Raw genomic sequence first — 24265 nt, forward strand, 5'->3', positions numbered from 1 at the left:
TGTTCGGTCGTGGGCGCATTTTGGCTACAGCCACCCTCGCCCTGTGGACAATCGGTCGCGCACGGCCTGGGATGGAGGCAGCTCGTCCACAACAGGGAGGCGCGGGGGCATGACAGCTGAACGAATGGCCGAGGGGACCGGGCAGACACCACCGGCCCGTCCGCTGGACGCCGTCGACCGCGACATCCTGCGCATCCTCCGCACCAACGGCCGGGCCTCGATACGGGCCGTCGCCGAGCAGGTGCACGTGTCGCGCGCCAACGCCTACGCCCGCATCAACCGGCTGGTGGAGGACGGGGTCATCCGCGGGTTCAGCGCCCGGATCGACCACGAGCGGGCCGGGCAGGGGGCGTCCGCCTACATCACGCTCAAGATCGTGCAGAACTCCTGGCGGACCGTGCGCGAGCAGCTCCAGGCGCTCCCGGGGGCCACCCACATCGCTTTGGTCAGCGGCGATTTCGACGTGCTGCTGCTGGTCCACACGCCGGACAACCGCGCGCTGCGCGAGCTGGTCCTCACCCGGATTCAGGCCATTCCCGAAGTGCTCTCCACCCGCACCCTGCTGGTGTTCGAGGAGACGGAGCTGGGCCACGCTCCGGACCGTCCCGCCGAACTCGCCTGACCCACCCGTACCGGCGCCCGGGGTGGCCCGCCGACCGTCACCGGCCGGCGGAACGCATCCCTTCGAAGGCCAGCCGTACGACGGTCCCCGGCAGATCGTCCACCGGGGTGACCACCTCCGCGCCGCCGCCCGAACCTCCGGCGGCCCCTTCGGGCTGCGGGCGGTACCACTCGACCAGCGAGTTCACCATGCCGAACAGCAGCCGGGTGGCCAGCCGTATGTCCACGTCGGCCCGCAGATCCCCGTCCGCGACGGCCGCCTTCAGCAGGGCGGACACCCGCTGGTCGAACTCGCGACGCCGCTCCAGCGCCCAGCGCTCGGTCTTCGTGTTGCCCCGGACGCGCAGCAGCAGGGTGACGTACGGCAGCTCGGCCATCAGCACCTCCACCGTGCGGCGGGTGACGTATTCGACCCGCTCGACCGCGCGCCCCCGGACCGCGCCCGGCTCGTCGAGAATCCGGAAGAGCCCGTCGATCGCCCGGCTCACCGCGCGGCGCAGAAGCTCTTCCTTGCCCGCCACATGGTGGTAGATCGACGACTTCGAGATGCCCGCCGCCCGGGAGAGGTGCTCCATGGACGTGCCGTCGTATCCGCGCTCGTTGAAGACCCGCACGGCGACGGCCAGCAGAGTCTCCGGGGTGTACGTGTCCCGCTTGGCCGTGGTCATGAACGCGATCCTCCCCCATGAGTCGTCCACAGGTCGTCCGGGGCCCTTGTACCGACCGATCGTTCGGTTACTCTGACTCCGTCAGCACGTCCCCGCCCGGCTCGATGAGGAGTTGGTCCGCCATGGCCGCCGCGCTCTCCCTCCAGAAGCTGTCCGAGACCCACCGGCCCACGCTCGACCAGGCCCTCGACGCCATCCGGACCCGCGCCTACTGGTCGCCCCACCCGGAGCACCCCAAGGCGTACGGCGAGGGCGGGGCACCCGGCAGCCTCGGGGCGGCCGAGGGCAAGGCCGCCTTCGACGCCCTGCTGCACACCCGGTTCGACCTCGGCCAGCCCGGCACGGACGGCTGGGCGGGCGCCGAGGTCTCCCCGTACGGCCCCGAGCTGGGCATCGAGTACCCGCACGCCGACCCCGACGTCCTGCTGCCCGCGATGCGCGCCGGCACGGCGGCCTGGCGGGACGCGGGGCCCGAAGCGCGGGCGCTGGTCTGCCTGGAGATCCTGGCGCGCATCGGCGCCCGCACGCACGAACTGGCGCAGGCGGTCATGCACACCAGCGGGCAGGCGTTCCTGATGGCCTTCCAGGCGGGCGGCCCGCACGCCCAGGACCGTGGTCTGGAAGCGGTGGCGTACGCGTACGAGGAGCAGCTCCGCACCCCCGCCGGGGCCGACTGGTCCAAGCCGCAGGGCAAGCGCGACCCGCTCCGGCTGCGGAAGTCGTTCACGGCGGTGGGCCGCGGTGTCTCGCTGCTGATCGGCTGCAACACCTTCCCCACCTGGAACAGCTACCCGGGCCTGTTCGCCTCGCTGGCCACCGGCAACCCCGTCCTCGTCAAGCCGCACCCGCGCGCCGTACTGCCGCTCGCGCTCACCGTCAGGATCGCCCGGGACGTGCTCGCCGAGACCGGGTTCGACCCCAACCTCGTCGCGCTGACCGCCGAGCGGCCCGGGGAGGGAATCGCCAAGGAGCTGGCGGTACGCCCGGAGGTCCGGATCATCGACTACACCGGCTCCACCGCCTTCGGCGACTGGCTGGAGACCCACGCCCGCCAGGCCCAGGTGTACACGGAGAAGGCCGGGGTCAACACGGTCGTGATCGACTCCACCGACGACTACTCCGGCATGCTCGCCAACCTCGCGTTCTCGCTCTCCCTCTACAGCGGCCAGATGTGCACCACCCCGCAGAACCTCCTCGTCCCCCGCGACGGCATCACCACCGAGGCCGGCCCCCGGACGTACGACGAGGTGGTCGCCGACCTCGCGGGGGCGATCGAAGGGCTCCTCGGCGACGACGCGCGCGCCACGGCCCTGCTCGGCGCGCTGGTCAACCCGGACGTGCGGGCCAGGATCGAAGCCGCGCCGGACCTCGGCGAGGTGGCCCTGGCCACGCGTGAGGTGCCGCACCCCGAATTCCCCGACGCGGTGGTCCGGACGCCGGTCGTCCTGAAGGTCCTCGCCAAGGAACCCGGCCCGGACGGCGGCGACCCCGTCCACCTCTCCGAGTGCTTCGGCCCGGTCTCTTTCGCGGTCGCCGTGGACACGGTCGCCGACGCGGTGCAGCTGCTGCGCCGCACGATCCGGGAGAAGGGCGCGATGACGGTCGGCGCGTACACCACCTCCCCCGAGGTGGAGAGCGCGATCGAGCAGGTCTGCCTGGAGGAGTCGGCCCAGCTCTCGCTGAACCTGACCGGCGGGGTCTACGTCAACCAGACGGCGGCGTTCTCCGACTTCCACGGCTCGGGCGGCAACCCGGCGGCGAACGCGGCCCTGTGCGACGGCGCCTTCGTCTCGGGACGCTTCCGCACCATCGAGGTCCGCCGCCAGGCCTGAGAGCCGGCCCCGAGGCCACCCACCGGGGCCGAGGCGGCAGCCCCGAGCGGCAGGCCGAGCCAGGCCGAGCGGCAGGCCGGGCCTGGCCGGGTCAGGCCGAGGGGTCCGGCACCTCCGCGTACCGCTGCACCCACGCGTGCATGGCGACGGCGGCGGCGGCACCCGCGTTGATCGACCGCGTCGAGCCGAACTGCGCGATCGAGCAGACCATCGAGGCGTGGGCCCGGGCCTCCTCCGTGAGGCCCGGGCCCTCCTGCCCGAAGAGCAGCACACAGCGCCGGGGCAGTACGGTCCGCTCCAGCGGCACGGCCCCGGGGAGGTTGTCGATCCCGATGATCGGCAGCCCCTCCGCCGCCGCCCAGGCGGTCAGGCCGGCGGTGTCGGGATGGTGACGCACGTGCTGGTAGCGGTCGGTGACCATGGCGCCGCGCCGGTTCCAGCGCCGCCGGCCGACGATGTGGATCTCCTTCGCGAGGAAGGCGTTGGCCGTGCGGACGACCGAGCCGATGTTGAAGTCGTGGCCCCAGTTCTCCACCGCCACGTGGAAGTCGTGGCGCCGCAGATCGAGATCGGCGACGATCGCCTCGCGCGTCCAGTAGCGGTACTCGTCCACCACGTTGCGCCGGTCGCCGCCCGCCAGCAGCTCGGGGTCGTACCGCTCCCCCGTGGGCCAGGGGGCCGGATGCGGTCCGACGCCGATCTCGTTCCCGAACCCGTCGTCGTACTGCGCCGGTTCGAGGGCCGGATCGGGCCCCTCGGCCACGAAGGGCACGAATTCCTCTGTACTGCCGGTCTCACTGCTCACCCGACGAGCGTATGGCCCCCGTCGCCCGGACGCGGCGGGGCCTCCCCGCCCGGCCCCGCGGTCCCCTTCCCGGCGGGCTCGCGCGGACCGGGCACGCGCACGGCGCCCGTACGCCGGCCGACCCGGTTCAGCAGCCGGTCCCGGCCGGCGCCGGCCCGCGCGCCGAGCCACACCAGGAAGACCGTGGGCAGGAAGACCGCGTCCGCCGAGATCATCGCCATGGAGAAGAAGGGCAGCCCCAGCAGGACCGCGATTCCCGCGTGCTCACCCATCATCACGACCAGCAGGACGTTCTTGACCCGCCGGTTGAAGAGCGTGAACGGGAACGCCACCTGCACGATCACCGTCGCGTACGTCACCACCATGACCATGATCGAGCTGGCCGCGATCACGTTCGAGAGCTCGGGCCACGGGGTGAAGTAGTCGAGTTTGAGCGGGTAGTACAGCGCGGTGCCGTCCTGCCAGCGCGAACCCTGGATCTTGTACCAGCCCGCGGTGGAGTAGATCAGGCAGACCTCCGCCATGATCACCACGAGCGTGGCGTTGTGGACGATGTGGGCCACCACGTCGAGCAGCACCCGGGTCTCACCGTTCGGCGCGTGCCGGTCCACGGCCCACCGGGCGGCGGACCCCAGCCACAGCACCCACAGCAGGGTCGGCAACCACCAGGTGCCGCCCAATCCGCCCTGCACCTGGGCGACCAGCAGCACCGGCCCGAGCACCGCCCAGAGCACCGGACCGACGACGTCCCGGGCCGGGCGCAGCCCCTGGGCCCGGCGCGCCGCGTTCCGTACGGCCCGCCGCGCGTCGAGCGACCACACCTGCGCGCAGCGGGTCAGCACGAGGTAGACCGCCATCAGATGGACGACGTTGTCACCGCCGTCGCCCATGAAGACGTTGCGGTTCTGGATCGAAAGGACCCCGACCATGAACAGCACGGACATCGTCCGGGTACGCCACCCGATCATCGTGCAGAACGCCGATACGAGGGTGAGCGCGTAGACCGCCTCGAACCACACGGAACTGTCCGACCACATCAGGACGGAGAAGGCGTCGTTCTCGGATATCAGCCGGTGCGCCAGGTCCCACCCCCACGGGCCGTCCGGCCCGTACAGCTCCTGCCGGTGCGGCACTTCCCGCAGCAGGAACAGCAGATACGTGGCGGTGAACCCGATCCGTATCACCGCGCTCTGGTACGGACCGAGGGCGGCGGCGGTGATCCGCTGGACGGAACGGCCGAGCGGGCCCGCGGGCGGGCGGGGGGCGGTGGCACCCGCCGTGGGGACGGTGGTCACTGGTCGGCCTCCTCGCCGGGCGCGGCTCCGGCCGCCGCCACGCTGCCCTCGGGCAGATCGGTGGCGGAAACGGTCCACCACGCGAGCTCGCGGTACATGGGCTGCGTGCCGATCCTCTCGTTGCTCCACGAGGGCGCCGAGACCCGGCGGGACGACGAACGCAGCTGGATGCGGTCGACGGTCCCGCCGTAATCGTGCTCGCCCAGACGCAGCATCACGATGCGCCGCAGATACGCCTCGGCGAGTGCTCCGCGCGTCCCGGTCGAACGGTTCTTGTCGTCATGGCTGTTGACGTAGAAGTCCCAGGCCCGGCGCAGCTCGTTCTGGTTCGCGTGGCTGGGCAGCGGGTTGTGCAGGATCGCCTCGCCGTCCTCCGCGCTGAGACTCATCCAGGGGGTGGTGCGGCGGTCTCCGTCCGCGTCGACGATCTCGGCCCGGACGTGCACGGCGATGTTCTGCTGGAGCGGGTTGGGAGCGAAGAGCTTCCAGTTCTGCTCGAACTCCGGATAGATCCAGTCGTCGATGGTCTCTCCGCCCTCTTTGGACAGAGTGTTCGACGGAGCGACGTGCAGGAAGACCATGGCCAGGTGGACGCAGGTGAACAGGCCGACGACGACCATCACGACCCCCACGACGAACCGGTACGGGGTCGACAGCCCGGCTATCCCGGCCCGCGCCGGACCCGACGCGGCACCGGACAGCGTCCCGGCCTCGGGGCCAGGCCCACCCGGGCCGTCGGCACCCCCCGCACCCCTTTCGCGGCCCTCGGCGCTCTCCTCGCCCGCCCCGCGCGGCGCGGCGCCCGGGGCGGCGGATTCGCCGTCGTGACCGCGGCCCGGCTCGTGTTCGTCGGGCCCCGGCGCGGGCTCGTGGCCGTCCGTTCCGGGCGGCCAGGAAGCAGCCGGCGGCGCCCCGGACTCCGTCGCGCCCTCGCTCCGGGCAGCGGCCCGTCCACCGGGGCTCTCCCCGGCGGCGACCGCCTCGGAACCTGATCCCTCGGGGCCGGCCGCTCCGGCGCCCCCAGCCCCGCCGGGGCGCTCGTCCGGGCGCCCCGCGGGCCGCTCGTCCGGCCGTTCACCGTGCTGCTCACCGCGCCGTTCACCGCGCTGCTCACCGCGCCGTTCACCGCGCTGCTCCTCGACCGGTTCCGGGGCGGCGGGCTCACCCGGCCCTGCGGCGGAAACCCCGGCGGGTCCCGGTGACGCCTCTCCGGGCGGCACGCCCTCGCGTTCCCCGGCCGGCTCCTCGCTCCCGTCGGCCAACCGGTTCGAGCGCCCCCCGCGATCCGATTCCATCCCGCCCCGATCGTCGTCGATCATCCCTCGGTCATCCACAGGGTTGACACCCTACGGTCCACCGGCCGACCATTGAAGTCGATGGACCGAACGATCGGTCGGGACGGAGTGGTCATGGCGACAGTGGCCGCGGGACGGCAGCCATCGGGCGGCGCGGACGCCGCAGCGGCAGGGGAGGACGGCCGCGCGGCATCGTTCGAGGCCACGGTGGCCGCGGACGAGCGGATCGAGCCCCGCGACTGGATGCCGGACGCGTACCGGGACTCTCTGGTCCGCCAGATGGCCCAGCACGCGCACTCCGAGATCATCGGCATGCAGCCGGAGGCCAACTGGATCACCCGGGCCCCTTCCCTCCGCCGCAAGGCCATCCTGATGGCCAAGGTGCAGGACGAGGCGGGCCACGGCCTGTACCTCTACAGCGCCGCGGAGACCCTGGGCACCAGTCGGGCCGAGTTGCTGGACAGACTCCACGCCGGCCGCCAGCGGTACTCCTCGATCTTCAATTACCCCACCCTGACCTGGGCGGACGTGGGCGCGATCGGCTGGCTGGTGGACGGCGCCGCCATCACCAACCAGGTGCCGCTGTGCCGCTGCTCGTACGGCCCGTACGCCCGCGCGATGGTCCGTATCTGCAAGGAGGAGTCCTTCCACCAGCGGCAGGGGTACGAACTCCTGCTGACGTTGAGCCGAGGCACACCGGCCCAGCACGCGATGGCGCAGGACGCGGTGGACCGCTGGTGGTGGCCGTCGCTGATGATGTTCGGCCCGCCGGACGACGCGTCCGCGCACTCAGCCCAGTCGATGGCCTGGAAGATCAAGCGGCACTCGAACGACGAACTCCGCCGGCGGTTCGTCGACATCTGCGTGCCCCAGGCCGAGGCCCTCGGCCTCTCGCTCCCCGATCCCGACCTCCGGTGGAACGACGCCCTGGGCCGGCACGACTTCGGCGCCATCGACTGGACCGAGTTCCAGGAGGTGCTCCGGGGCAACGGCCCGTGCAACGACGAGCGGCTCGCCCAGCGCCGTCACGCCCACGAAGAGGGCGCCTGGGTCCGTGACGCCGCAGCCGCGTACGCGGCGAAGCAGGCCCACCGCACACCCCCGCAGCACCCGATCCCGCCCACGACCCCGGCCCGGCACACGAACGCGGAGGCGACGGCATGAGCGGCTCGACCGACTGGCCCCTGTGGGAGGTGTTCGTCCGCTCCCGCCGGGGGCTCTCCCACACCCACGCCGGCAGCCTGCACGCCCCCGACGCCACCATGGCGCTGCGCAACGCGCGCGACCTCTACACCCGCCGCGCCGAGGGCGTCTCGATCTGGGTGGTGCCCTCCACCTCGGTCACCGCCTCCTCCCCCGACGAGAAGGACTCCTTCTTCGAACCGGCCGCCGACAAGCCCTACCGCCACCCGACCTTCTACGAGATCCCGGAAGGGGTGCGGCACCTGTGACCACCACCCCGCACGGCGCGACCAGGGCCGCGGCGCCGCCCCGGCTCCTGGCCGGTGCCCTCGCGCTGGGCGACGACGCGCTGGTGCTCTCGCACCGGCTGGGGGAGTGGGCCGGGCACGCCCCGGTGCTGGAGGAGGAGGTCGCCCTCGCCAACATCGCGCTGGACCTGCTCGGCCAGGCCCGCGTGCTCCTCTCCCTCGTCGGCGACGAGGACGAACTCGCCTACCTCCGCGAAGAACGCGCCTTCCGCAACGCCCAGCTGGTCGAGCAGGAGAACGGCGACTTCGCCCGCACCATCGCCCGCCAGCTCTACTTCTCCGTCTACCAACGCCTGCTGTACGAGCGACTGGCGGCCGGGCAGGGCGAGTTCCAGGCCCTGGCCGCGAAGGCGGTCAAGGAGGTCGCCTACCACCAGGACCACGCCGAGCAGTGGACCCTTCGCCTCGGCGACGGCACCGAGGAGAGCCACCGACGGATGCGTGAAGGCCTCGACGGACTCTGGAAGTTCACCGGTGAGCTCCTCCAGCCGGTCGAGGGCGTGGACGTGGACTGGCAGACCCTCGGCGACGACTGGCTCGCCACGGTCACGGACGTGGTGGAGCGGGCCACCCTCGCACTGCCCACCGGCCCGAGGACCGGCGCGTGGAAGGCGGGAGCCGGCCGCCAGGGACTGCACACCGAACCCTTCGGACGGATGATCGCCGAGATGCAGCACCTCCACCGCAGCCACCCGGGGGCGTCATGGTGACCACGACCCCGCTGGAGGAGGAGCTGCGCCGGATCGCCGGAGCCGTACCCGACCCTGAGCTACCAGTGGTGACCCTCGAAGAACTCGGCGTCCTGCGCGACGTACGGGTGGACGGGCCCGACCGCGTCACCGTCACCCTCACCCCGACCTACACCGGCTGCCCCGCCGTGGAAACCATGGCCCACGACATCGAAGAGGCCCTCCGGAACCACGGCATGACCGGGATCTCGGTGATCACCACGCTGACACCCCCGTGGTCCACGGACGACATCACGGCGGAGGGCCGCCGCAAGCTCGCCGCGTCCGGCATCGCACCCCCGCGCCCCGCGCGGGATCCGGAGGGGGCGGTACCGCTGGCTCTCGCCGTGCGCTGCCCGCACTGCGGCTCGACCCGCACCGAACTGCTCAGCAGGTTCTCCTCCACCGCCTGCAAGGCGCTGCGCAGATGCACCGACTGCCGCGAACCCTTCGACCACTTCAAGGAGTTGTAGATGTTCCATCCGCTCCGGGTCGACGCCGTCGAACGCATCACGGACGACGCGGTGGCCGTGACGTTCGACGTCCCGGCCGAACTGCGGGAGACCTTCCGCCACATGCCGGGCCAGCACCTCAACATCCGCTACGAAACAGCGGATGGCGAGGAGATCCGGCGGTCCTACTCGCTCTGCTCCCCCGCCGTGGCCGCACCGGACCCACCGGTGCTCCGGGTCGGCATCCGCCTGGTGGACGGCGGCACCTTCTCGACGTACGCGCTCAAGGAACTCGCGGTCGGCGACCGGGTGGAGGCGATGCCGCCGACCGGGCGCTTCACGCTGAAGCCCCGGCCGGGGCTCTTCGCGGCGGTGGTCGGCGGCAGCGGCATCACCCCGGTCCTGTCGATCGCCTCGACCCTGCTCGCCCGCGAACCCCTGGCCCGGTTCTGCCTCGTGCGCGGCGACCGGACGGTGGCGTCGACGATGTTCCTCGACGAGGTGGCGGACCTCAAGGACCGTTACCCGGACCGCTTCCACCTCGTCACCGCGCTCTCCCGGGAAGAGCAGGCGGCAGGACTGCCCGCCGGGCGGCTCGACCAGCAGCGGCTCACCACGCTGCTGCCCGCCCTGCTTCCCGTGACGGACGTCGCCGGGTGGTTCCTCTGCGGGCCGTACGGACTGGTGCGGGAAGCCCGACAGGCCCTGCGCGCCTTGAACGTCGACCGCGGCCGTATCCACCAGGAGATCTTCCACGTGGCGGACGCCCCGCCCCCGGCTGCGGGAACGACTGCCTCGAACGCGGTTCCCGCGGGCCCGGTAGGCGCCGAGGTCCCCGCTGAGGCGACGCTGACCGCGACCCTGCACGGCCGTTCGGGCAGCTGGCCGGTCGAAAACGGCGATTCCCTGCTGGAGACGGTGCTCCGCGGGCGCACGGACGCGCCGTACGCCTGCAAAGGCGGTGTCTGCGGTACCTGTCGTGCCTTCCTCGTCCGGGGTGAGGTGCGGATGGACCGGAACTACGCCCTGGAGCCGGAGGAGACCGAGGCGGGCTTCGTGCTGGCCTGCCAGTCGCATCCGCTCACCCCCGAGGTGGCCATCGACTTCGACCGCTGACCGGAGCCGTACCGCGCCTCCATGGCGAGATCCACCACGGGACGGGCCGGGCGGCCCCAGGGGCCCACGTCCGTTCTGGTACGCGTGCCACCGGGGCCCCGGAGGTCTCAGAAGCCCCGGATACCCGGGTACCCCAGCCGTCAGCCGGTCTCGGAACTCACCGGAGACCGCCAGAGGCTCGCGGCCACTCTCAGAGCACGAAGGGCGACGCGCCGCCGTCCGCGACCATCGGACGGCCCGCGCCGTCCCAGGCGAGCATGCCGCCGTCGATGTTCACCGCGTCGATGCCCTGCTGGACGAGGTACTGCGTCACCTGCGCGGAACGCCCGCCGACACGGCACATCACATGCACGCGGCGGCCGTCCTCGGCCGCCTCCGTCAGCTCGCCGAAACGGCTGACGAAGTCGCTCATCGGGATGTGCAGGGCGCTCTCGACATGACCGGCCGCCCATTCGTCGTTCTCACGGACGTCGAGCACGAAGCCGTCCGACGGCACCGCAGCGACGTCCACCGAGGGCAGCGGGGCGAAATTCATGGGTCATGCCTTCTCTCGTACATACGGGACACCGTCTGTCGAACGCTACTGCACCAGCTCCGCGAGCTCTGCCTCCCGCCGGGACACCTCGCCGAGCAGCTGGTCGGCGATGTCCACCAACAGCTGGTCCGGGTCGTCCGGCGCCATCCGCAGCATCGAGCCGATCGCGCTCTGTTCCAGCTCCTGCGCCAGCACCGTCAGCAGCTCCTTGCGACGGCTGAGCCACTCCAGCCGGGCGTACAGCTCCTCGCTCTCGCTGAGCAGCACCGGCGGCAGCACCGGGTCCGCCGCCCACTCCCCGGCGAGTTCCTTGAGCAGCGGCACGTCACCGCGCCCGTACGCCGCGTTGACCCGGGCGATGAACTCGTCCCGCCGCTGCCGGTCGGCCTCGTCCCTCGCCAGATCGGGGTGAGCCTTGCGAGCCAGCTCACGGTAGAGCTTGCGGGCCTCGTCGCTGGGACGCACCCGCTTCGGAGGCCGGACCGACTGCTCGGTAAGCATGGCGACGGCCTCGGGGTAGAGCCCCTCCGAGTCCATCCAGCCGTGGAACAGCTCTTCCACCCCTGGCATCGGCATGACCGCGGCGCGCGCCTCCCGTGCCTTGCGGGCGTCCTCAGGATCGCCGCTCCTGGCTGCCGTGGCCTCCGCGATCAGGGCGTCCAGCTCGTCGAGACGGGCGTACATCGGGCCGAGCTTCTGGTGGTGCAACCGGGAGAAGTTCTCCACCTCGACCCGGAAGGTCTCCACCGCGATCTCGAACTCGATCAACGCCTGCTCGGCCGCCTGCACGGCCCTGGCGAGCCGCGCCTCCGGCCGGGCGGCGGCACCGTCGGCACCCGGCACCCCGTCCTCTCCGGAGGGCTCAGCACCCTCAGCGCCCCCGGTGCTCTCTGCGCCCTCTGCACCCTCTGCACCGGGCGCCGTGCCGGCCCCGGAAGGCGTGCCGGCCCCGGAAGGCGCGTCGGCGGTGGGCACGTCGGCGGTGGGCACGTCCGCGCCCACCGCATCCTGGACCTGGTCGGGGCTCTGCCGGTCATCGTCGTTCCGGGAGGTGTCCACCCCGGCGGCTTCGTCGGTCACCCGTCCAGCGTATGGCCCCGCCGGGCCCACCGAGGACCCGGTGGGGGCCGCCACCTGCAATCAGACCCCCAGCTCCGCGGCTATCCGTCCGGACTTGACGGCCTTGAGCAGTTCGGCGTGGTCCGCCTCGGTCCGGTCCGCGTACGTCACGGCGAAGTCGGCCACCGCCTCCTCCAGCTCGTCGTTCTTCCCGCAGTACGCGGCGAGCAGACGCGGATCTGCGCTGTGCGCGTGGGCCCGCGCGAGCAGGGCACCGGTCATCCGCGCGTAGTCGTCCACCTCGGCCGGGGCCAGCGCCGCCGGATCGACACTGCCCTTGCGGTTCCTGAACTGCCGCACCTGGTAGGGACGCCCCTCGACCTCGGCCCAGCCGAGCAGGTGGTCGCTGACGACCTGCATCCGCTTCTGCCCGAGCACCACCCGGCGCCCTTCGTGCTCCACCGCGGGAACGTCGAATCCGACGGCGGGCAGATGTGGCGTCAGCGCGGACGGCCGGGCCTCCTTCACCTGGAGCACCAGCGGCTCCCTCCGGTGGTCGAGCAGCAGCACCACGTACGAACGGGTCCCCACGCTGCCCGTCCCCACCACCCGGAAGGCCACGTCATGGATCGCGTGACGCGCGAGCAGCGGTACCCGGTCCTCCGGGAGCGTCTCCAGATAGCCGCCCAGCCCCGCCGCGACAGCCGCCGCCTCCGCGTCCGGCACCCGCCGCAACACCGGCCGGGCATCCACGAACCGGCGCCCGCCGTCCTCCGACTCCTCCGTCGACCGGGCGGCGAACCGGGCGCTCGTGTTCTTCCGGGCCTTCTCCGAGACCCGTTCCAGCGTGCCGAGGAGATCCCGCGCGTCCGCGTGCGAGACGAGCGCCTCGTCCGCGATGGCGTTCCAGGCGTCGAGCGCGGACAGCCGGGCCAGCAGCCTCATCGTCCGCCGGTACGCGCCCGCCGCGTCGTACGCGCCCTTGCGGCAGGTGTCCTCGTCGGCGCCTGCCACCCGGCCGGCAAGCACGAAGGAGGCCGCCAGCCGCTTGAGGTCCCACTCCCAGGGACCGAAGACCGTTTCGTCGAAGTCGTTGAGGTCGATGACGAGATTTCCCCGCGCGTCCCCGTACAGGCCGAAGTTGGCCGCGTGCGCGTCACCGCAGAGCTGCGCGCCCACACCGGTGACGGGTGTCCCGGTGAGGTCGTGAGCCATGAGCCCCGCCGCTCCGCGCAGGAACGCGAAGGGGGTGGCCGCCATCCTCCCCACCCGTATCGGAGTCAGACCCGGCACCCGGCCCTTGTTCGACTCCTCGACCGCCCGCACCGCGTCCGGCCGCCCCGCCGGAAGCACCAGCGACGCGTGGGAGGCTCGCGGCACCCGCTCGCGCAACGCCCGGCCCGCCGCCTTGCGCGAGGACTCCTCCGTCCGCCGCGCGAACCCCGCGACCACCGGAATGCGCGCCCCGGGTACTCCGGGCACCGGGACCCCCGGAGCCGGCACCCCTGCCACCAGGCCATCCGGAGCCACGCCGCCCACGGACACCCGGACATCCGTCACGGTCGCGTCCGACGGTCCCGACAAGCCCAGTACATCGATCACAGCTTCAGTCCCACTCATGGAAAACCGCCTCCCCCGCCCATCAGCGGTCCTGTCGTCCCCAACGGGCCATGACCGTACCGCCGTTCGTCCCGGGCCGTCGGCCCCTGTGGACAACTACCGCCCCAGCCTGTGGACAAGTCGCTGAACAGGCCAAAGAGCGAGTAAAACCGTGACGGAGCAAGGCGTCCCACGGCGCCGGGCCCGCGGCGGGCGTGGCCGTGGCTCAAGGCGGTGCGGGGCACGCGCAGAAGAACGCGCACCGGCGCCGGGCGGGACCGGCACGCACCGACAAGCCATCGCCACGCGCGCACCGAGCGGCGATGTTTCACGTGAAACACGGCACATCGCCCGAACCGACCGGAACCACCCCGACCTCCCCGCCGACCCGTCCGGAACCGCCCTGGCCATCCCGGCCGAACGTTACGGGCACAACGAAGAACCCCCGCCCCGGATCTCTCCGGTGCGGGGGTTCTTTCGAATCCGAGCCAGCAGCTGTTTCCAGCTACTCGTTGTGCGCGAGGGGGGATTTGAACCCCCACGTCCCTAAGGACACTGGCACCTGAAGCCAGCGCGTCTGCCGTTCCGCCACTCGCGCAAAGTGGTGTCCAGTTCCTCGCACCTTTCGGCGCTTCTCCCTGGCGACAACGGAAGATTAGCACGCTGAGCGGGGAGGATTCACATCCGTTGTTTCGGGGACTCCCCAGCGGGAAGCGGGAACGCGGAACCATCTCCCTACTCCCGCCGGGAGCACCTCGTGTGCGGGACACTGTCATGTGGCCACCTCTACGATCCGTGTGAGAGGGGACACTCATCCGCCGTGCAGACAAGGGGAACCAGCCGTTTTCCCCGGGCGTGGATACGATCAGTAAGCAGTACAGGGACGATGACACCGGAGGAGGTGCCCCATGGGAGTCATGAAGCGTTTCGAGCAGCGTCTCGAAGGTCTGGTCAACGGCACCTTCGCCAAGGTCTTCAAGTCCGAGGTCCAGCCGGTCGAGATCGCGGGTGCGCTCCAGCGCGAGTGCGACAACAACGCGACGATCTGGAACCGCGAGCGGACGGTCGTCCCCAACGACTTCATCGTCGAACTGAGCGCTCCCGACTACGAGCGACTCAGCCCCTACTCCGGACAGCTCGGCGACGAGTTGTCCGGGCTCGTACGGGACTACGCGAAGCAGCAGCGCTACACCTTCATGGGACCGATCAAGGTCCACCTGGAGAAGGCGGAGGACCTGGACACGGGCCTCTACCGCGTACGCAGCCGCACCCTCGCGTCGAGCACCTCGCAGCAGGACCCCGCCCCTCCGCAAGGCAGGCCCGACCAGTCCCGCGGCGGCCGTCCCGACGCCTACGGCGCCCAGCGCCCGGCACCGGGGTACCAGCCCCCGGGTGGCTACGGCTATCCGCCCGCCGCCGCTCCTCCGATGCCCGCGGCCCCGCCGCCGGCCGGTGGACGACCGGCCGGCCCCTCGAACGACCGGCGCCGCCCTCCCGTGCCCTCCGGCCCTCTGCCGGAGACGCAGGTCAGGCGCTGGATCGAGATCAACGGCACCCGCCATCAGATCTCCCGCCCGACGCTGGTGCTGGGACGCAGCACCGAAGCCGACGTGCGGATCGACGACCCCGGCGTATCACGCCGGCACTGTGAGATCCGGACCGGAACGCCCTCGACGATCCAGGATCTCGGGTCCACCAACGGCATCGTGGTGGACGGGCAGCACACCACCCGCGCTACGCTCCGCGACGGCTCGCGGATCGTCGTGGGCAACACCACCATCGTTTACCGGCAAGCCGAAGGGTGAAGCGGGGGCAATGTCAGAGCTGACCCTGACGGTCATGCGGCTAGGTTTCCTGGCTGTTCTGTGGCTGTTCGTGATCGTGGCCGTACAGGTCATCCGCAGCGATCTGTTCGGAACGCGCGTCACCCAGCGCGGCTCACGCCGTACGGGTACCGAGACGCGTCCGCAGCAGGCCCGCCAACAGGCGGCCGCACCGCCGCAGCAGCGCCAGCAGCCGGCGCGTCAGCGCCGCGGCGCACCGACCAAACTGGTCGTCTCCGAAGGCTCCCTCACGGGCACCACGGTCGCGCTCCAGGGCCAGACCATCACGCTGGGCCGTGCCCACGATTCAACGATCGTGCTGGACGACGACTACGCGTCCAGTCGGCATGCCAGGATCTACCCCGACCGGGACGGCCAGTGGATCGTCGAGGATCTCGGGTCCACCAACGGCACGTATCTCGACCGGACCCGTCTCACCACCCCGACGCCTGTTCCGCTGGGTGCGCCGATCCGTATCGGCAAGACCGTCATCGAGCTGCGGAAGTAGTACGACAATGAGCGAGCGGAGCGAGCGAGCCGCGGCGGTCCTGACGAAGGACGCGGCCAGGCTCCCGACCGGAGGGTGGGCAGTGTGGCTCGACAAGACCGGCTGTACCCCGAACCGACGGGCGAGGTGCGCATGAGTCTTTCCTTGCGTTTCGCCGCCGGATCGCACAAGGGCATGATCCGGGAGGGGAACGAGGACTCCGGCTACGCCGGTCCCCGGCTCCTCGCGATCGCCGACGGCATGGGCGGCCAGGCCGCCGGTGAGGTCGCGAGCTCCGAGGTGATCTCCACGCTCGTCCAGCTCGACGACGACGTGCCCGGCTCGGACATCCTCACCTCGCTCGGCACCGCCGTGCAGCGGGCCAACGACCAGCTTCGCGTCATGGTCGAGGAGGACCCCCAGCTGGAGGGCATGGGCACCACGCTCACCGCTCTGCTCTGGACGGGCCAGCGCCTCGGCCTGGTGCACGTCGGCGACTCCCGCGCGTACCTGCTGCGCGACGGACTTCTCACCCAGATCACCCAGGACCACACCTGGGTGCAGCGTCTGGTGGACGAGGGCCGGATCACCGAGGAGGAGGCCACCACCCACCCGCAGCGCTCCCTGCTGATGCGGGCCCTGGGCAGTGGCGACCACGTCGAACCCGACCTCTCGATCCGCGAGGTCCGGGCCGGCGACCGCTACCTCATCTGCTCCGACGGCCTCTCCGGCGTCGTCTCGCACCAGACGATGGAAGAGACGCTCGCCAGTTACCAGGGCCCCCAGGAGACCATCCAGGAGCTCATCCAGCTCGCCCTGCGCGGCGGCGGACCGGACAACATCACCTGCATCGTCGCCGACGTCCTGGACGCCGACAGCAACGACACCCTGGCCGGCCACCTCAGCGACACCCCGGTGATCGTCGGCGCGGTCGCGGAGAACCAGGCTCAGCTCAGCGACGGCGGGGCCATGCAGACCCCGGCCGGACGCGCGGCCGGCCTCGGACGTCCCGTGCCGCCGCCCGCCGGAGGCTTCGGCCCTCCCGGCAGCGGTTCGGACTCCGGTTACGGCGACGGGCCGCACGGTTCCTTCGACTCGTACACCGAGGACGACTTCGTCAAGCCCGGCGGACGCAGGTGGCTCAAGCGGTCGCTCTACGTCGTGCTCGCCCTGGCGATCGTGGGCGGCGGTGTGTACGGCGGCTACCGCTGGACGCAGACGCAGTACTACGTGGGCGCGAAGAACGACAACGTCGCCCTGTTCCAGGGCATCAGCCAGGACCTCGGCTGGGTCTCGCTCTCGAAGGTCGAGAAGGATCACCCGGAGATCGAACTCAAGTACCTGCCGCCGTACCAGCGCAAGCAGGTCGAGGAGACGATCGCCGAGGGCAGCCTCGCCGACGCCCGCGAGAAGGTCGACCAGTTGTCGCTCCAGGCCACCGCCTGCAAGAAGGACGCTCAGCGCCGAGCGGCCGAGAAGCAGGCCGCCGAGGCAGCCGCTTCTGCCGACAAGACCTCCACGACGGCCTCCGACAAGGAGACCGCCAAGGAGACGAAGCCGACCGCAGCGACCCCCACTCCCGGCCCCAGCCTCTCGGAGGAAGAGCAGAAGCTGGTCCCGCAGTGCGGTAAGCAGTAAGGCCGTAGGGGGCCCACAGCACCATGAGCGTTGTCACCAACACGACCACCATCGGCGCGATCGACGCACCGAGCCGCCGCAACACCGAACTGATGATGATGGTCTTCGCCATCGCCATCTCGGTGTTCGCGTACGCCAACGTCGGTCTCGCCATCGACGGCAAGCTGCCGTCCGGCATGCTCGGCTACGGCGCCGGGCTCGTCCTGCTCGGTGGCGTGGCCCACCTCGCCGTGCGCAAGTTCGCGCCGTACGCCGACCCGCTGCTACTGCCGCTGGCCACCCTGCTCAATGGCCTGGGACTGGTGCTGATCTGGCGCCTGGACCAGTCGCAGCGGCTGATCCAGCGCGCGGAACAGATGGGGTACACCTACAGCCCGGACGCGCCCAAGCAGCTGCTGTACTCGGCGATCGGAGTCGCCTTCTTCGTCGCCGTGCTGATGGTCCTCAAGGACCACCGCGTGCTCCAGCGCTACACGTACATCTCCATGGTCGTCGCGCTGGTCCTGCTGATCTCCCCGATCTTCTTCCCCGCGGTGAACGGCGCGAAGATCTGGATCAGCCTGGGCCCCTTCTCCATCCAGCCGGGGGAGTTCGCGAAGATCTTCATCGCGATCTTCTTCTCCGGCTATCTCATGGTGAAGCGCGACGCGCTGGCCCTGGCGAGCCGCCGCTTCATGGGGATGTACCTCCCCCGCGGCCGTGACCTCGGCCCGATCCTGGCCATCTGGGCGCTGTCGATCCTGATCCTGGTCTTCGAGACCGACCTCGGCACCTCGCTCCTCTTCTTCGGCCTCTTCATCGTCATGCTCTACGTGGCGACCGAGCGGACCAGCTGGATCGTCTTCGGTCTGCTGATGTCCGCGGCCGGCGCGGTCGGTGTCGCGACCTTCGAGCCGCACGTCCAGCAGCGCGTCGACGCCTGGCTCGACCCGTTCAAGGGGTTCGGCACCGGCGGCAGCGGCGCGAGCGAACAGATCGCCCAGTCCCTGATGTCGTTCGGCTCCGGCGGCACCCTCGGCACCGGACTCGGCCAGGGCCACTCGGACCTGATCCTCTTCGCCGCCAACGCGGACTTCATCCTCTCCACCGTCGGCGAGGAGCTCGGCCTGGCCGGGATGATGGCGGTCCTGCTGGTCTACGGCCTGATCGTGGAGCGCGGCATCCGCACCGCGCTCGCCGCCCGCGACCCGTTCGGCAAGCTCCTGGCCGTCGGTCTCTCCGGCGCGTTCGCCATCCAGGTCTTCGTCGTCGCCGGCGGTGTGATGGGCCTGATCCCGCTCAGCGGTATGACGATGCCGTTCCTGGCGTACGGCGGTTCGTCCGTGCTCGCCAACTGGGCGCTGATCGCCATCCTCATCCGGATCAGCGACACCGCGCGCCGCCCGGCGCCCGCCCCCGCCCCTTCGCCCGACGCCGAGATGACTCAGGTGGTCCGTCCGTGAACAAGCCCCTGCGCCGGATCGCGATCTTCTGCGGGATCCTCATCCTGGCCCTGCTGGTCCGTACGAACTACCTCCAGTACGTCCGCGCCGACGAGCTGAACTCGCGTGACGAGAACCGTCGCGTCCGGATCGAGCGATACGCGCACGAGCGCGGCGACATCATCGTCGACGGCAAGGCCGTCACGGGCTCGGTCGAGACGAACGGCAGCGACTTCAAGTACAAGCGGGTCTGGAAGGACGGGCCCATGTGGGCCCCGGTCACCGGATACTCCTCGCAGGCGTTCGACTCCACGCAGCTGGAGAACATCGAGGACGGCATCCTCACGGGCAACGACGACCAGCTCTTCTTCAACCGCACCCTGTCGATGTTCACCGGCGACGAGAAGCAGGGCGGCAACGTCGTCACCACCCTCAACGGCGCCGCGCAGAAGGCCGCTTTCCAGGGACTCGGCGACCTGAAGGGCGCGGCCGTCGCGCTCGACCCGCAGACCGGCGCCATCCTGGCCCTGGCCAGCACGCCGTCCTACGACCCCTCGGTCTTCGCCGGCAACTCCGAGAAGGACTCCGACGCCCGCGCGAAGCTTCTCGCGGACAAGGACAAGCCGATGCTCAACCGGGCACTGCGCGAGACCTACCCGCCGGGTTCGACGTTCAAGGTCGTCACGGCCGCGGCCGCCCTGGAGAACGGTCTCTACGACAGCATCGACGATCCGACCAAGTCGCCGCTCCCCTACAACATCCCCCTGACCCAGCAGCCGCTCAAGAACGAGGGCACCATCCCCTGCGAGAACGCGTCGCTCCGGGAAGCCCTCCGCTGGTCCTGCAACACCGTCTTCGGCAAGATCAGCGCCGACCTCGGCAACAAGAAGATGATCGAGGAAGCCAACAAGTTCGGCTTCAACGAAGAGGTCTTCACCCCGGTCCGCGCCGACAAGAGCGTCTTCCCCGAGGACAACCCGTCGCAGAACGCGATGGCGGGCATCGGCCAGGCGTCCAACCGCGCCACCCCGCTCCAGATGGCCATGGTGGCTTCGGCCATCGCCAACGACGGCAAGCTCATGCAGCCGTACATGGTCGCCGCGCGCGAGGCGCCGAACACGGACACCATCTACACGGCCGAGCCGAAGGAGATGAGCCGGCCGCTCTCGGCGGAGAACGCCCAGAAGATCCAGCAGATGATGGAAACCGTCGTCCAGAACGGCACGGGAACCAACGCGAAGATCGACGGTGTCACCGTGGGCGGCAAGACGGGTACCGCACAGCACGGTCTGAACAACAGTGAGAAGCCGTACGCCTGGTTCATCTCGTACGCGAAGACCGCCAAGGGCTCCCCGGTCGCCGTAGCGGTCGTCGTCGAGGACGGCAAGGCCAACCGCGACGACATCTCCGGTGGCGGTCTGGCCGCCCCGATCGCGAAGGCCGTCATGAAGGCCGTGATCGACGGCAAGTAGCGGGGCCGGACGCCTGACCGTCATACCGGACATCGGGATACCGGTCGGATATCGGCTGACGGGTGCGGGCCGAACGTGTCGCGCGTGCCCGGTAGCGTATGCGCGGACAGCGCACCGCCGGACCACACACGGGTGCGGTCGGGACTGACGGAGAGGGCTGGAACAGTGATGGAAGAGCCGCGTCGCCTCGGCGGCCGGTACGAACTGGGCTCGGTGCTCGGCCGTGGTGGCATGGCCGAGGTGTACCTCGCGCACGACACCCGGCTCGGCCGCACCGTAGCCGTGAAGACGCTCCGGGCCGATCTGGCCCGCGATCCGTCCTTCCAGGCCCGGTTCCGCCGTGAGGCCCAGTCTGCCGCCTCTCTCAACCACCCCGCGATCGTCGCCGTCTACGACACCGGCGAGGACTACGTGGACGGGGTCTCGATCCCGTACATCGTGATGGAGTACGTCGACGGTTCGACGCTCCGGGAACTCCTGCACTCCGGCCGCAGACTGCTGCCCGAGCGCACCCTGGAGATGACGGTCGGCATCCTCCAGGCGCTGGAGTACTCGCACCGCGCCCAGATCGTGCACCGTGACATCAAGCCGGCCAACGTCATGCTGACGCGCACCGGCCAGGTCAAGGTCATGGACTTCGGCATCGCCCGTGCGATGGGTGACTCCGGCATGACGATGACGCAGACCGCCGCGGTCATCGGCACCGCCCAGTACCTCTCCCCGGAGCAGGCCAAGGGCGAGCAGGTCGATGCCCGCTCCGACCTGTACTCCACCGGCTGCCTGCTGTACGAGCTGCTCGCGGTCCGGCCGCCCTTCATCGGGGACTCGCCCGTCGCGGTGGCGTACCAGCACGTCCGCGAGGAACCGCAGCCGCCGAGCAACTTCGACCCCGAGATCACGCCCGAGATGGACGCGATCGTGCTGAAGGCGCTCACGAAGGACCCCGACTACCGCTACCAGTCCGCCGACGAGATGCGCGCCGACATCGAGGCCTGCCTCGACGGCCGCCCGGTCGCCGCGGCTGCCGCCATGGGCGCGGCCGGTTACGGGGGCTACGGCGGGTACGACGGCGGCTACGGCGGAGACCAGCCCACCACCGCCCTGCGCGCCGCGGACAACGGCGGCGGCCCGCAGACGTCGATGATGCCGCCGCTCAACCCCGACGACGGCGGCTACGGCTACGACGACCGCCCCGGCCGGCGGCGCCAGAAGAAGAACAACACCTCGACGATCATCCTCGTGGTGGCGGGCGTGCTCGTGCTGATCGGGGCCATCCTGATCGGCCGCGCCGTCTTCAGCGAGAAGTCGGACTCGGGCACCGTCGCGGTACCGAACATGGTCGGATCGACGGTCGAGGAGGCCCAACGGCTCGCCACCAACTCCGATCTGGTCCTCAAGGTCGGTGACGAGAAGCCGTGCGAGGACCAGGAGAAGGGCAAGATCTGCGACCAGGACCCCTCCGGCGGTGACATCCAGAAGAACGCGACCGTCACGGTCCACGTCTCCTCCGGTGCGCCCAAGGTCGAGGTCCCGGACGTGACCGAGAAGTCCAAGGACAACGCCCGCAAGCAGCTGGAGGAGAAGGGCTTCACCGTCAAGGTGGAGAGCGAGCAGTCCGACGCGACCCCGGGCACGGTCACCAAGCAGAGCCCGGAGGGCGGGTCCGAGGCCGAGAAGGAGTCCGAGGTGACGATCACCGTCGCCGAGGAGAAGCTCATCACCATGCCGGATCTCTCGACGTCCGGCCGCACCTTCGAACAGGCGCAGGCCCAGCTGGTCGCCCTCGAGTTCACGAACATCTCGCGGACCGATGTCGACTCGACGTCTCCGGCGGGCACCGTGGTCGGGCAGACCCCGGACGCCAACACCCAGCAGGCCAAGGACGTCCAGATCGTGCTGAAGGTCTCCAAGGGACCGCCGCAGCCCGAGCAGGTGGCCGTCCCGAACCTGGCCGGACAGACCCTCGGCGACGCGAAGAACCTGCTCGCCCAGAGCGGCCTGACCCTGGGCAGCGTCGACGGCTCGTCCGACGACAACGCCCGCGTCATCGGCTCCGACCCGCAGACCAACCAGCAGGTCGCCAAGGGCAGCGCGGTCAACGTGAAGACCGTGGGCGGCGGCGGGGACGGCCTCTTCGGCAACATGGGGCACTGACCCCAGCACGTGCATACGAATGGGCCTGGACCACCGAGGTGGTCCAGGCCCATTCGTATGTTCTACGGGTGATACGCCGGAACGACGTTTCCTTCGTGGCGCGTCCGGTGCTGCGGAGGAGCCGGCCCGCTCGGACGGTCAGCGCAGTTCGGCGGGGGGCGTACGGTCGCTGTCGACCTTCTCCGTGCGCACCAGCTCGCCCCAGACGATGTAGCGGTACTTCGAGGTGTAGACGGGCGTGCAGGTCGTCAGGGTGATGTAGTGGCCGGGCTTGGTCACTCCGGCCTCCTTCGGCACCTGCTGGAGCACGTCCACGTTGTACTTCGAGGTCTCCGGGAGCGTCTTGAAGACCTTGTAGACGTACCAGGTGTCCTTGGTCTCGAAGACGATCGCGTCACCGTCGTGCAGCTTGTCGATGTTGTGGAACTTCGCGCCGTGACCGTCCCGGTGCGCGGCGAGCGTGAAGTTCCCCGGGTCGTGGGAGGGGAGCGCGGCCGGGAGGGGGTCGGTGTAGTAGCCGGCGACACCGTCGTTGAGCACCGAGGTCTCGGTGCCCTTCTTGACCAGCACCTCGCCGTTCTTCATGGCGGGCACGTGGAGGAAACCGATGCCGCCCTCGGTGTTCAGCTCGCCCGGTCCGGCGTCCGCCATCCAGCCGTCGCGGACGGCGTGGCTCTGCTTGTCGGCCTCGTGGTCGGCCACCACGTTGGTCCACCACAGGGAGTACGCCACGAAGAGGCCGAGCACCAGTCCCGCGGTGATGAGGAGTTCACCGAAGACGCTGACGGCCGCCGCGACCCGATGACGCCCGGCCGGCTCCGTCGCGGGCGAGGGCGCGGGTTCGTCGGCCCGCGCCTCGTACTCGGTCCTCGTCGCCACCGCAACCGTCCCTTGTCGTGGGGTTGTCCGCCGCCGGGACGTTCCGCCCCCGAGCGCACTGCCGTCAGTCCAGAAGAGCGTCGGGCTTGCCCTTGCTCCGAGGCCGCTCGTCGACCATCTTGCCCCAGACGATCAGACGGTAGGTACTGGTGAACTCCGGCGTACAGGTCGTCAGGGTGATGTACCGGCCGGGCGCCGTGAAACCGGACCCCGCGGGCACCGGGTCGATCACCGACACGTTGGACGGCGAGGTCTGCGCGAGGGTCTTCGTCATCTCGTACGTGTAGTAGGCGTCCTGGGTCTCGACCACGACCTTGTCGCCCGGCTTCAGCTTGTTGACGTAACGGAACGGCTCACCATGGGTGTTGCGGTGACCGGCCAGCGCGAAGTTGCCCCGGGGGTCCGAGGGCATCGCGGTCTTCAGCGCACCCTCGCCGTAATGGCCGACCATGCCCCGGTCGAGCACCTTCTCCTTGCTGGTGCCCTCCGCGATGGGCGCGACCACGTCGAGTTTCGGGATGTGGATGATCGCGAAGCCCTGGCCCGGCGCGAAGGTCCCGGGGTCCCGCTCGCCGGCCGCCCACTGGTCCTGGATCTTGTGGGTCTCCTGCCCCGCGATCCGGTCGGCCCGGACGTTGGTCCACCAGAGCTGGTAGGCGACGAACAGCAGCATCAACACACCGAGCGATATGAAGAGTTCACCGACGACCCGGCTCACGACCACGGCCGGACTGTCCTTGGCCGCGCGGGCCGCCCTGCGGGCCTCCACCCGAGACATCGGCCGGGCGGGCTGGGTACCCCCCGGTCCCGCGCCCGGGCCGCTCCCCGCGGAGGGGCCCGGCTGCTGCGGCGCCCTGCGGCGCCCGCCCGCTTTGGCCGCTCTCCGCCGCTCCGCC

At 70.6% G+C, this 24265-nt stretch carries 22 protein-coding genes and 1 tRNA gene; 13 read left to right on the plus strand and 10 right to left on the minus strand.

The window, feature by feature from the left end; all coding sequences use genetic code 11:
* Positions 1-109: 109 nt before the first annotated feature.
* Positions 110-622 (plus strand): Lrp/AsnC family transcriptional regulator, encoded by a 513-nt coding sequence (locus ACWD3D_RS05115; protein WP_451459541.1) that lies wholly within the window; start codon positions 110-112, stop codon positions 620-622.
* A 37-nt stretch (positions 623-659) separates the two neighbouring features.
* On the opposite strand, the gene ACWD3D_RS05120 is transcribed toward ACWD3D_RS05115, so the two are convergent.
* Positions 660-1289, minus strand: coding sequence for a TetR/AcrR family transcriptional regulator (locus tag ACWD3D_RS05120; protein WP_451459542.1), 630 nt, complete (start codon positions 1287-1289; stop codon positions 660-662).
* A 122-nt stretch (positions 1290-1411) separates the two neighbouring features.
* On the opposite strand from ACWD3D_RS05120, the gene paaN reads away from it, so the two are divergent.
* Complete coding sequence (gene paaN / locus ACWD3D_RS05125; protein WP_451459543.1) at positions 1412-3121, plus strand: phenylacetic acid degradation protein PaaN; 1710 nt, start codon at positions 1412-1414, stop codon at positions 3119-3121.
* A gap of 91 nt (positions 3122-3212) precedes the next feature.
* Here the strand turns inward: paaN and ACWD3D_RS05130 are convergent, their stop codons facing one another.
* From ACWD3D_RS05130 to ACWD3D_RS05140, 3 genes are read right to left on the minus strand one after another with little or no spacing between them, the layout of a single operon-like run.
* Positions 3213-3926: a TrmH family RNA methyltransferase gene (locus ACWD3D_RS05130; RefSeq protein ID WP_451459544.1), complete on the minus strand. Its 714-nt coding sequence runs from the start codon at positions 3924-3926 to the stop codon at positions 3213-3215.
* Positions 3923-5221 carry an HTTM domain-containing protein gene (locus ACWD3D_RS05135; protein WP_451459545.1) on the minus strand — a complete coding sequence of 433 codons (1299 nt, stop codon included), beginning with the start codon at positions 5219-5221 and terminating at the stop codon, positions 3923-3925. Before ACWD3D_RS05135 ends, ACWD3D_RS05130 begins: the two co-directional genes overlap by 4 nt.
* Entirely contained in the window at positions 5218-6540 is a 1323-nt protein-coding gene (locus tag ACWD3D_RS05140) for a DUF5819 family protein (RefSeq protein WP_451459546.1), read from the minus strand. The genes ACWD3D_RS05135 and ACWD3D_RS05140 overlap by 4 nt, the downstream gene beginning before the upstream one ends.
* A 90-nt stretch (positions 6541-6630) precedes the next feature.
* Here ACWD3D_RS05140 and paaA point away from each other — a divergent pair, with 90 nt between their 5' ends.
* Genes paaA through ACWD3D_RS05165 form a run of 5 tightly spaced genes read left to right on the plus strand, consistent with a single transcriptional unit; the run spans position 6631 to position 10302 of the window.
* A complete protein-coding gene (gene paaA / locus ACWD3D_RS05145; RefSeq protein WP_451459547.1) occupies positions 6631-7680 on the plus strand; it encodes a 1,2-phenylacetyl-CoA epoxidase subunit PaaA in 1050 nt (349 codons plus the stop codon).
* On the plus strand, positions 7677-7967 hold the full coding sequence (gene paaB, locus ACWD3D_RS05150) for a 1,2-phenylacetyl-CoA epoxidase subunit PaaB (RefSeq protein ID WP_266706660.1): 291 nt from the start codon (positions 7677-7679) through the stop codon (positions 7965-7967). The genes paaA and paaB overlap by 4 nt, the downstream gene beginning before the upstream one ends.
* Before the next feature lie 47 nt (positions 7968-8014).
* The gene (paaC, locus tag ACWD3D_RS05155; protein ID WP_451459562.1) at positions 8015-8716 is read left to right on the plus strand and encodes a 1,2-phenylacetyl-CoA epoxidase subunit PaaC; all 702 of its coding nucleotides are present in this window, start codon (positions 8015-8017) and stop codon (positions 8714-8716) included.
* Positions 8710-9207 (plus strand): 1,2-phenylacetyl-CoA epoxidase subunit PaaD, encoded by a 498-nt coding sequence (gene paaD, locus ACWD3D_RS05160; protein WP_451459548.1) that lies wholly within the window; start codon positions 8710-8712, stop codon positions 9205-9207. Before paaC ends, paaD begins: the two co-directional genes overlap by 7 nt.
* Complete coding sequence (locus tag ACWD3D_RS05165; RefSeq protein ID WP_451459549.1) at positions 9208-10302, plus strand: 2Fe-2S iron-sulfur cluster-binding protein; 1095 nt, start codon at positions 9208-9210, stop codon at positions 10300-10302.
* Between the two features lie 190 nt (positions 10303-10492).
* Here ACWD3D_RS05165 and ACWD3D_RS05170 read toward each other — a convergent pair whose 3' ends face one another.
* The 4 genes from ACWD3D_RS05170 to ACWD3D_RS05185 form a co-directional block, all read right to left on the minus strand.
* The gene (locus ACWD3D_RS05170) at positions 10493-10837 is read right to left on the minus strand and encodes a rhodanese-like domain-containing protein (protein ID WP_451459550.1); all 345 of its coding nucleotides are present in this window, start codon (positions 10835-10837) and stop codon (positions 10493-10495) included.
* A gap of 45 nt (positions 10838-10882) precedes the next feature.
* Positions 10883-11917 (minus strand): J domain-containing protein, encoded by a 1035-nt coding sequence (locus ACWD3D_RS05175; protein ID WP_451459551.1) that lies wholly within the window; start codon positions 11915-11917, stop codon positions 10883-10885.
* A 60-nt stretch (positions 11918-11977) separates the two neighbouring features.
* A complete protein-coding gene (locus ACWD3D_RS05180) occupies positions 11978-13516 on the minus strand; it encodes a DUF2252 domain-containing protein (RefSeq protein ID WP_451459552.1) in 1539 nt (512 codons plus the stop codon).
* 494 nt (positions 13517-14010) lie between these two features.
* Positions 14011-14093, minus strand: a tRNA-Leu gene (locus ACWD3D_RS05185).
* Positions 14094-14403: 310 nt separating this feature from the next.
* Between ACWD3D_RS05185 and ACWD3D_RS05190 the strand changes: the two genes are divergently transcribed.
* The 6 genes from ACWD3D_RS05190 to pknB all read left to right on the plus strand — a co-directional run bounded on the left by ACWD3D_RS05190 (position 14404) and on the right by pknB (position 22490).
* On the plus strand, positions 14404-15300 hold the full coding sequence (locus ACWD3D_RS05190; RefSeq protein WP_451459553.1) for an FhaA domain-containing protein: 897 nt from the start codon (positions 14404-14406) through the stop codon (positions 15298-15300).
* Positions 15301-15310: 10 nt separating this feature from the next.
* A complete protein-coding gene (locus ACWD3D_RS05195) occupies positions 15311-15826 on the plus strand; it encodes an FHA domain-containing protein FhaB/FipA (protein ID WP_266706652.1) in 516 nt (171 codons plus the stop codon).
* Between the two features lie 132 nt (positions 15827-15958).
* Positions 15959-17443, plus strand: coding sequence for a Stp1/IreP family PP2C-type Ser/Thr phosphatase (locus ACWD3D_RS05200; RefSeq protein WP_451459554.1), 1485 nt, complete (start codon positions 15959-15961; stop codon positions 17441-17443).
* Positions 17444-17466: 23 nt separating this feature from the next.
* Entirely contained in the window at positions 17467-18885 is a 1419-nt protein-coding gene (locus ACWD3D_RS05205; protein ID WP_451459555.1) for an FtsW/RodA/SpoVE family cell cycle protein, read from the plus strand.
* Positions 18882-20336, plus strand: a complete 1455-nt coding sequence (locus ACWD3D_RS05210; protein WP_451459556.1) for a peptidoglycan D,D-transpeptidase FtsI family protein — start codon at positions 18882-18884, stop codon at positions 20334-20336. The genes ACWD3D_RS05205 and ACWD3D_RS05210 overlap by 4 nt, the downstream gene beginning before the upstream one ends.
* 168 nt (positions 20337-20504) lie before the next feature.
* The gene (gene pknB, locus ACWD3D_RS05215; protein ID WP_451459557.1) at positions 20505-22490 is read left to right on the plus strand and encodes a Stk1 family PASTA domain-containing Ser/Thr kinase; all 1986 of its coding nucleotides are present in this window, start codon (positions 20505-20507) and stop codon (positions 22488-22490) included.
* A 138-nt stretch (positions 22491-22628) separates the two neighbouring features.
* On the opposite strand, the gene ACWD3D_RS05220 is transcribed toward pknB, so the two are convergent.
* The gene (locus ACWD3D_RS05220) at positions 22629-23369 is read right to left on the minus strand and encodes a class E sortase (RefSeq protein ID WP_451459558.1); all 741 of its coding nucleotides are present in this window, start codon (positions 23367-23369) and stop codon (positions 22629-22631) included.
* 64 nt (positions 23370-23433) lie between these two features.
* Positions 23434-24265: class E sortase (locus tag ACWD3D_RS05225; protein ID WP_451459559.1), on the minus strand; the 832-nt coding region annotated here is incomplete at its 5' end.

It is taken from the genome of Streptomyces sp. NPDC002690, assembly GCF_053592415.1.

Excerpts from the sequence above, each read along its gene's own strand:
- paaD (WP_451459548.1), top strand. The coding sequence starts at position 8,710 with ATGGTGACCACGACCCCGCTGGAGGAGGAGCTGCGCCGGATCGCCGGA.
- ACWD3D_RS05205 (WP_451459555.1), top strand. The coding sequence starts at position 17,467 with ATGAGCGTTGTCACCAACACGACCACCATCGGCGCGATCGACGCACCG.
- pknB (WP_451459557.1), top strand. The coding sequence starts at position 20,505 with ATGGAAGAGCCGCGTCGCCTCGGCGGCCGGTACGAACTGGGCTCGGTG.
- ACWD3D_RS05200 (WP_451459554.1), top strand. The coding sequence starts at position 15,959 with ATGAGTCTTTCCTTGCGTTTCGCCGCCGGATCGCACAAGGGCATGATC.
- paaB (WP_266706660.1), top strand. The coding sequence starts at position 7,677 with ATGAGCGGCTCGACCGACTGGCCCCTGTGGGAGGTGTTCGTCCGCTCC.
- ACWD3D_RS05115 (WP_451459541.1), top strand. The coding sequence starts at position 110 with ATGACAGCTGAACGAATGGCCGAGGGGACCGGGCAGACACCACCGGCC.
- ACWD3D_RS05170 (WP_451459550.1), bottom strand. The coding sequence starts at position 10,837 with ATGAATTTCGCCCCGCTGCCCTCGGTGGACGTCGCTGCGGTGCCGTCG.
- ACWD3D_RS05120 (WP_451459542.1), bottom strand. The coding sequence starts at position 1,289 with ATGACCACGGCCAAGCGGGACACGTACACCCCGGAGACTCTGCTGGCC.
- ACWD3D_RS05165 (WP_451459549.1), top strand. The coding sequence starts at position 9,208 with ATGTTCCATCCGCTCCGGGTCGACGCCGTCGAACGCATCACGGACGAC.
- paaN (WP_451459543.1), top strand. The coding sequence starts at position 1,412 with ATGGCCGCCGCGCTCTCCCTCCAGAAGCTGTCCGAGACCCACCGGCCC.
- ACWD3D_RS05140 (WP_451459546.1), bottom strand. The coding sequence starts at position 6,540 with ATGATCGACGACGATCGGGGCGGGATGGAATCGGATCGCGGGGGGCGC.
- paaA (WP_451459547.1), top strand. The coding sequence starts at position 6,631 with ATGGCGACAGTGGCCGCGGGACGGCAGCCATCGGGCGGCGCGGACGCC.
- ACWD3D_RS05195 (WP_266706652.1), top strand. The coding sequence starts at position 15,311 with ATGTCAGAGCTGACCCTGACGGTCATGCGGCTAGGTTTCCTGGCTGTT.
- ACWD3D_RS05180 (WP_451459552.1), bottom strand. The coding sequence starts at position 13,516 with ATGAGTGGGACTGAAGCTGTGATCGATGTACTGGGCTTGTCGGGACCG.
- ACWD3D_RS05190 (WP_451459553.1), top strand. The coding sequence starts at position 14,404 with ATGGGAGTCATGAAGCGTTTCGAGCAGCGTCTCGAAGGTCTGGTCAAC.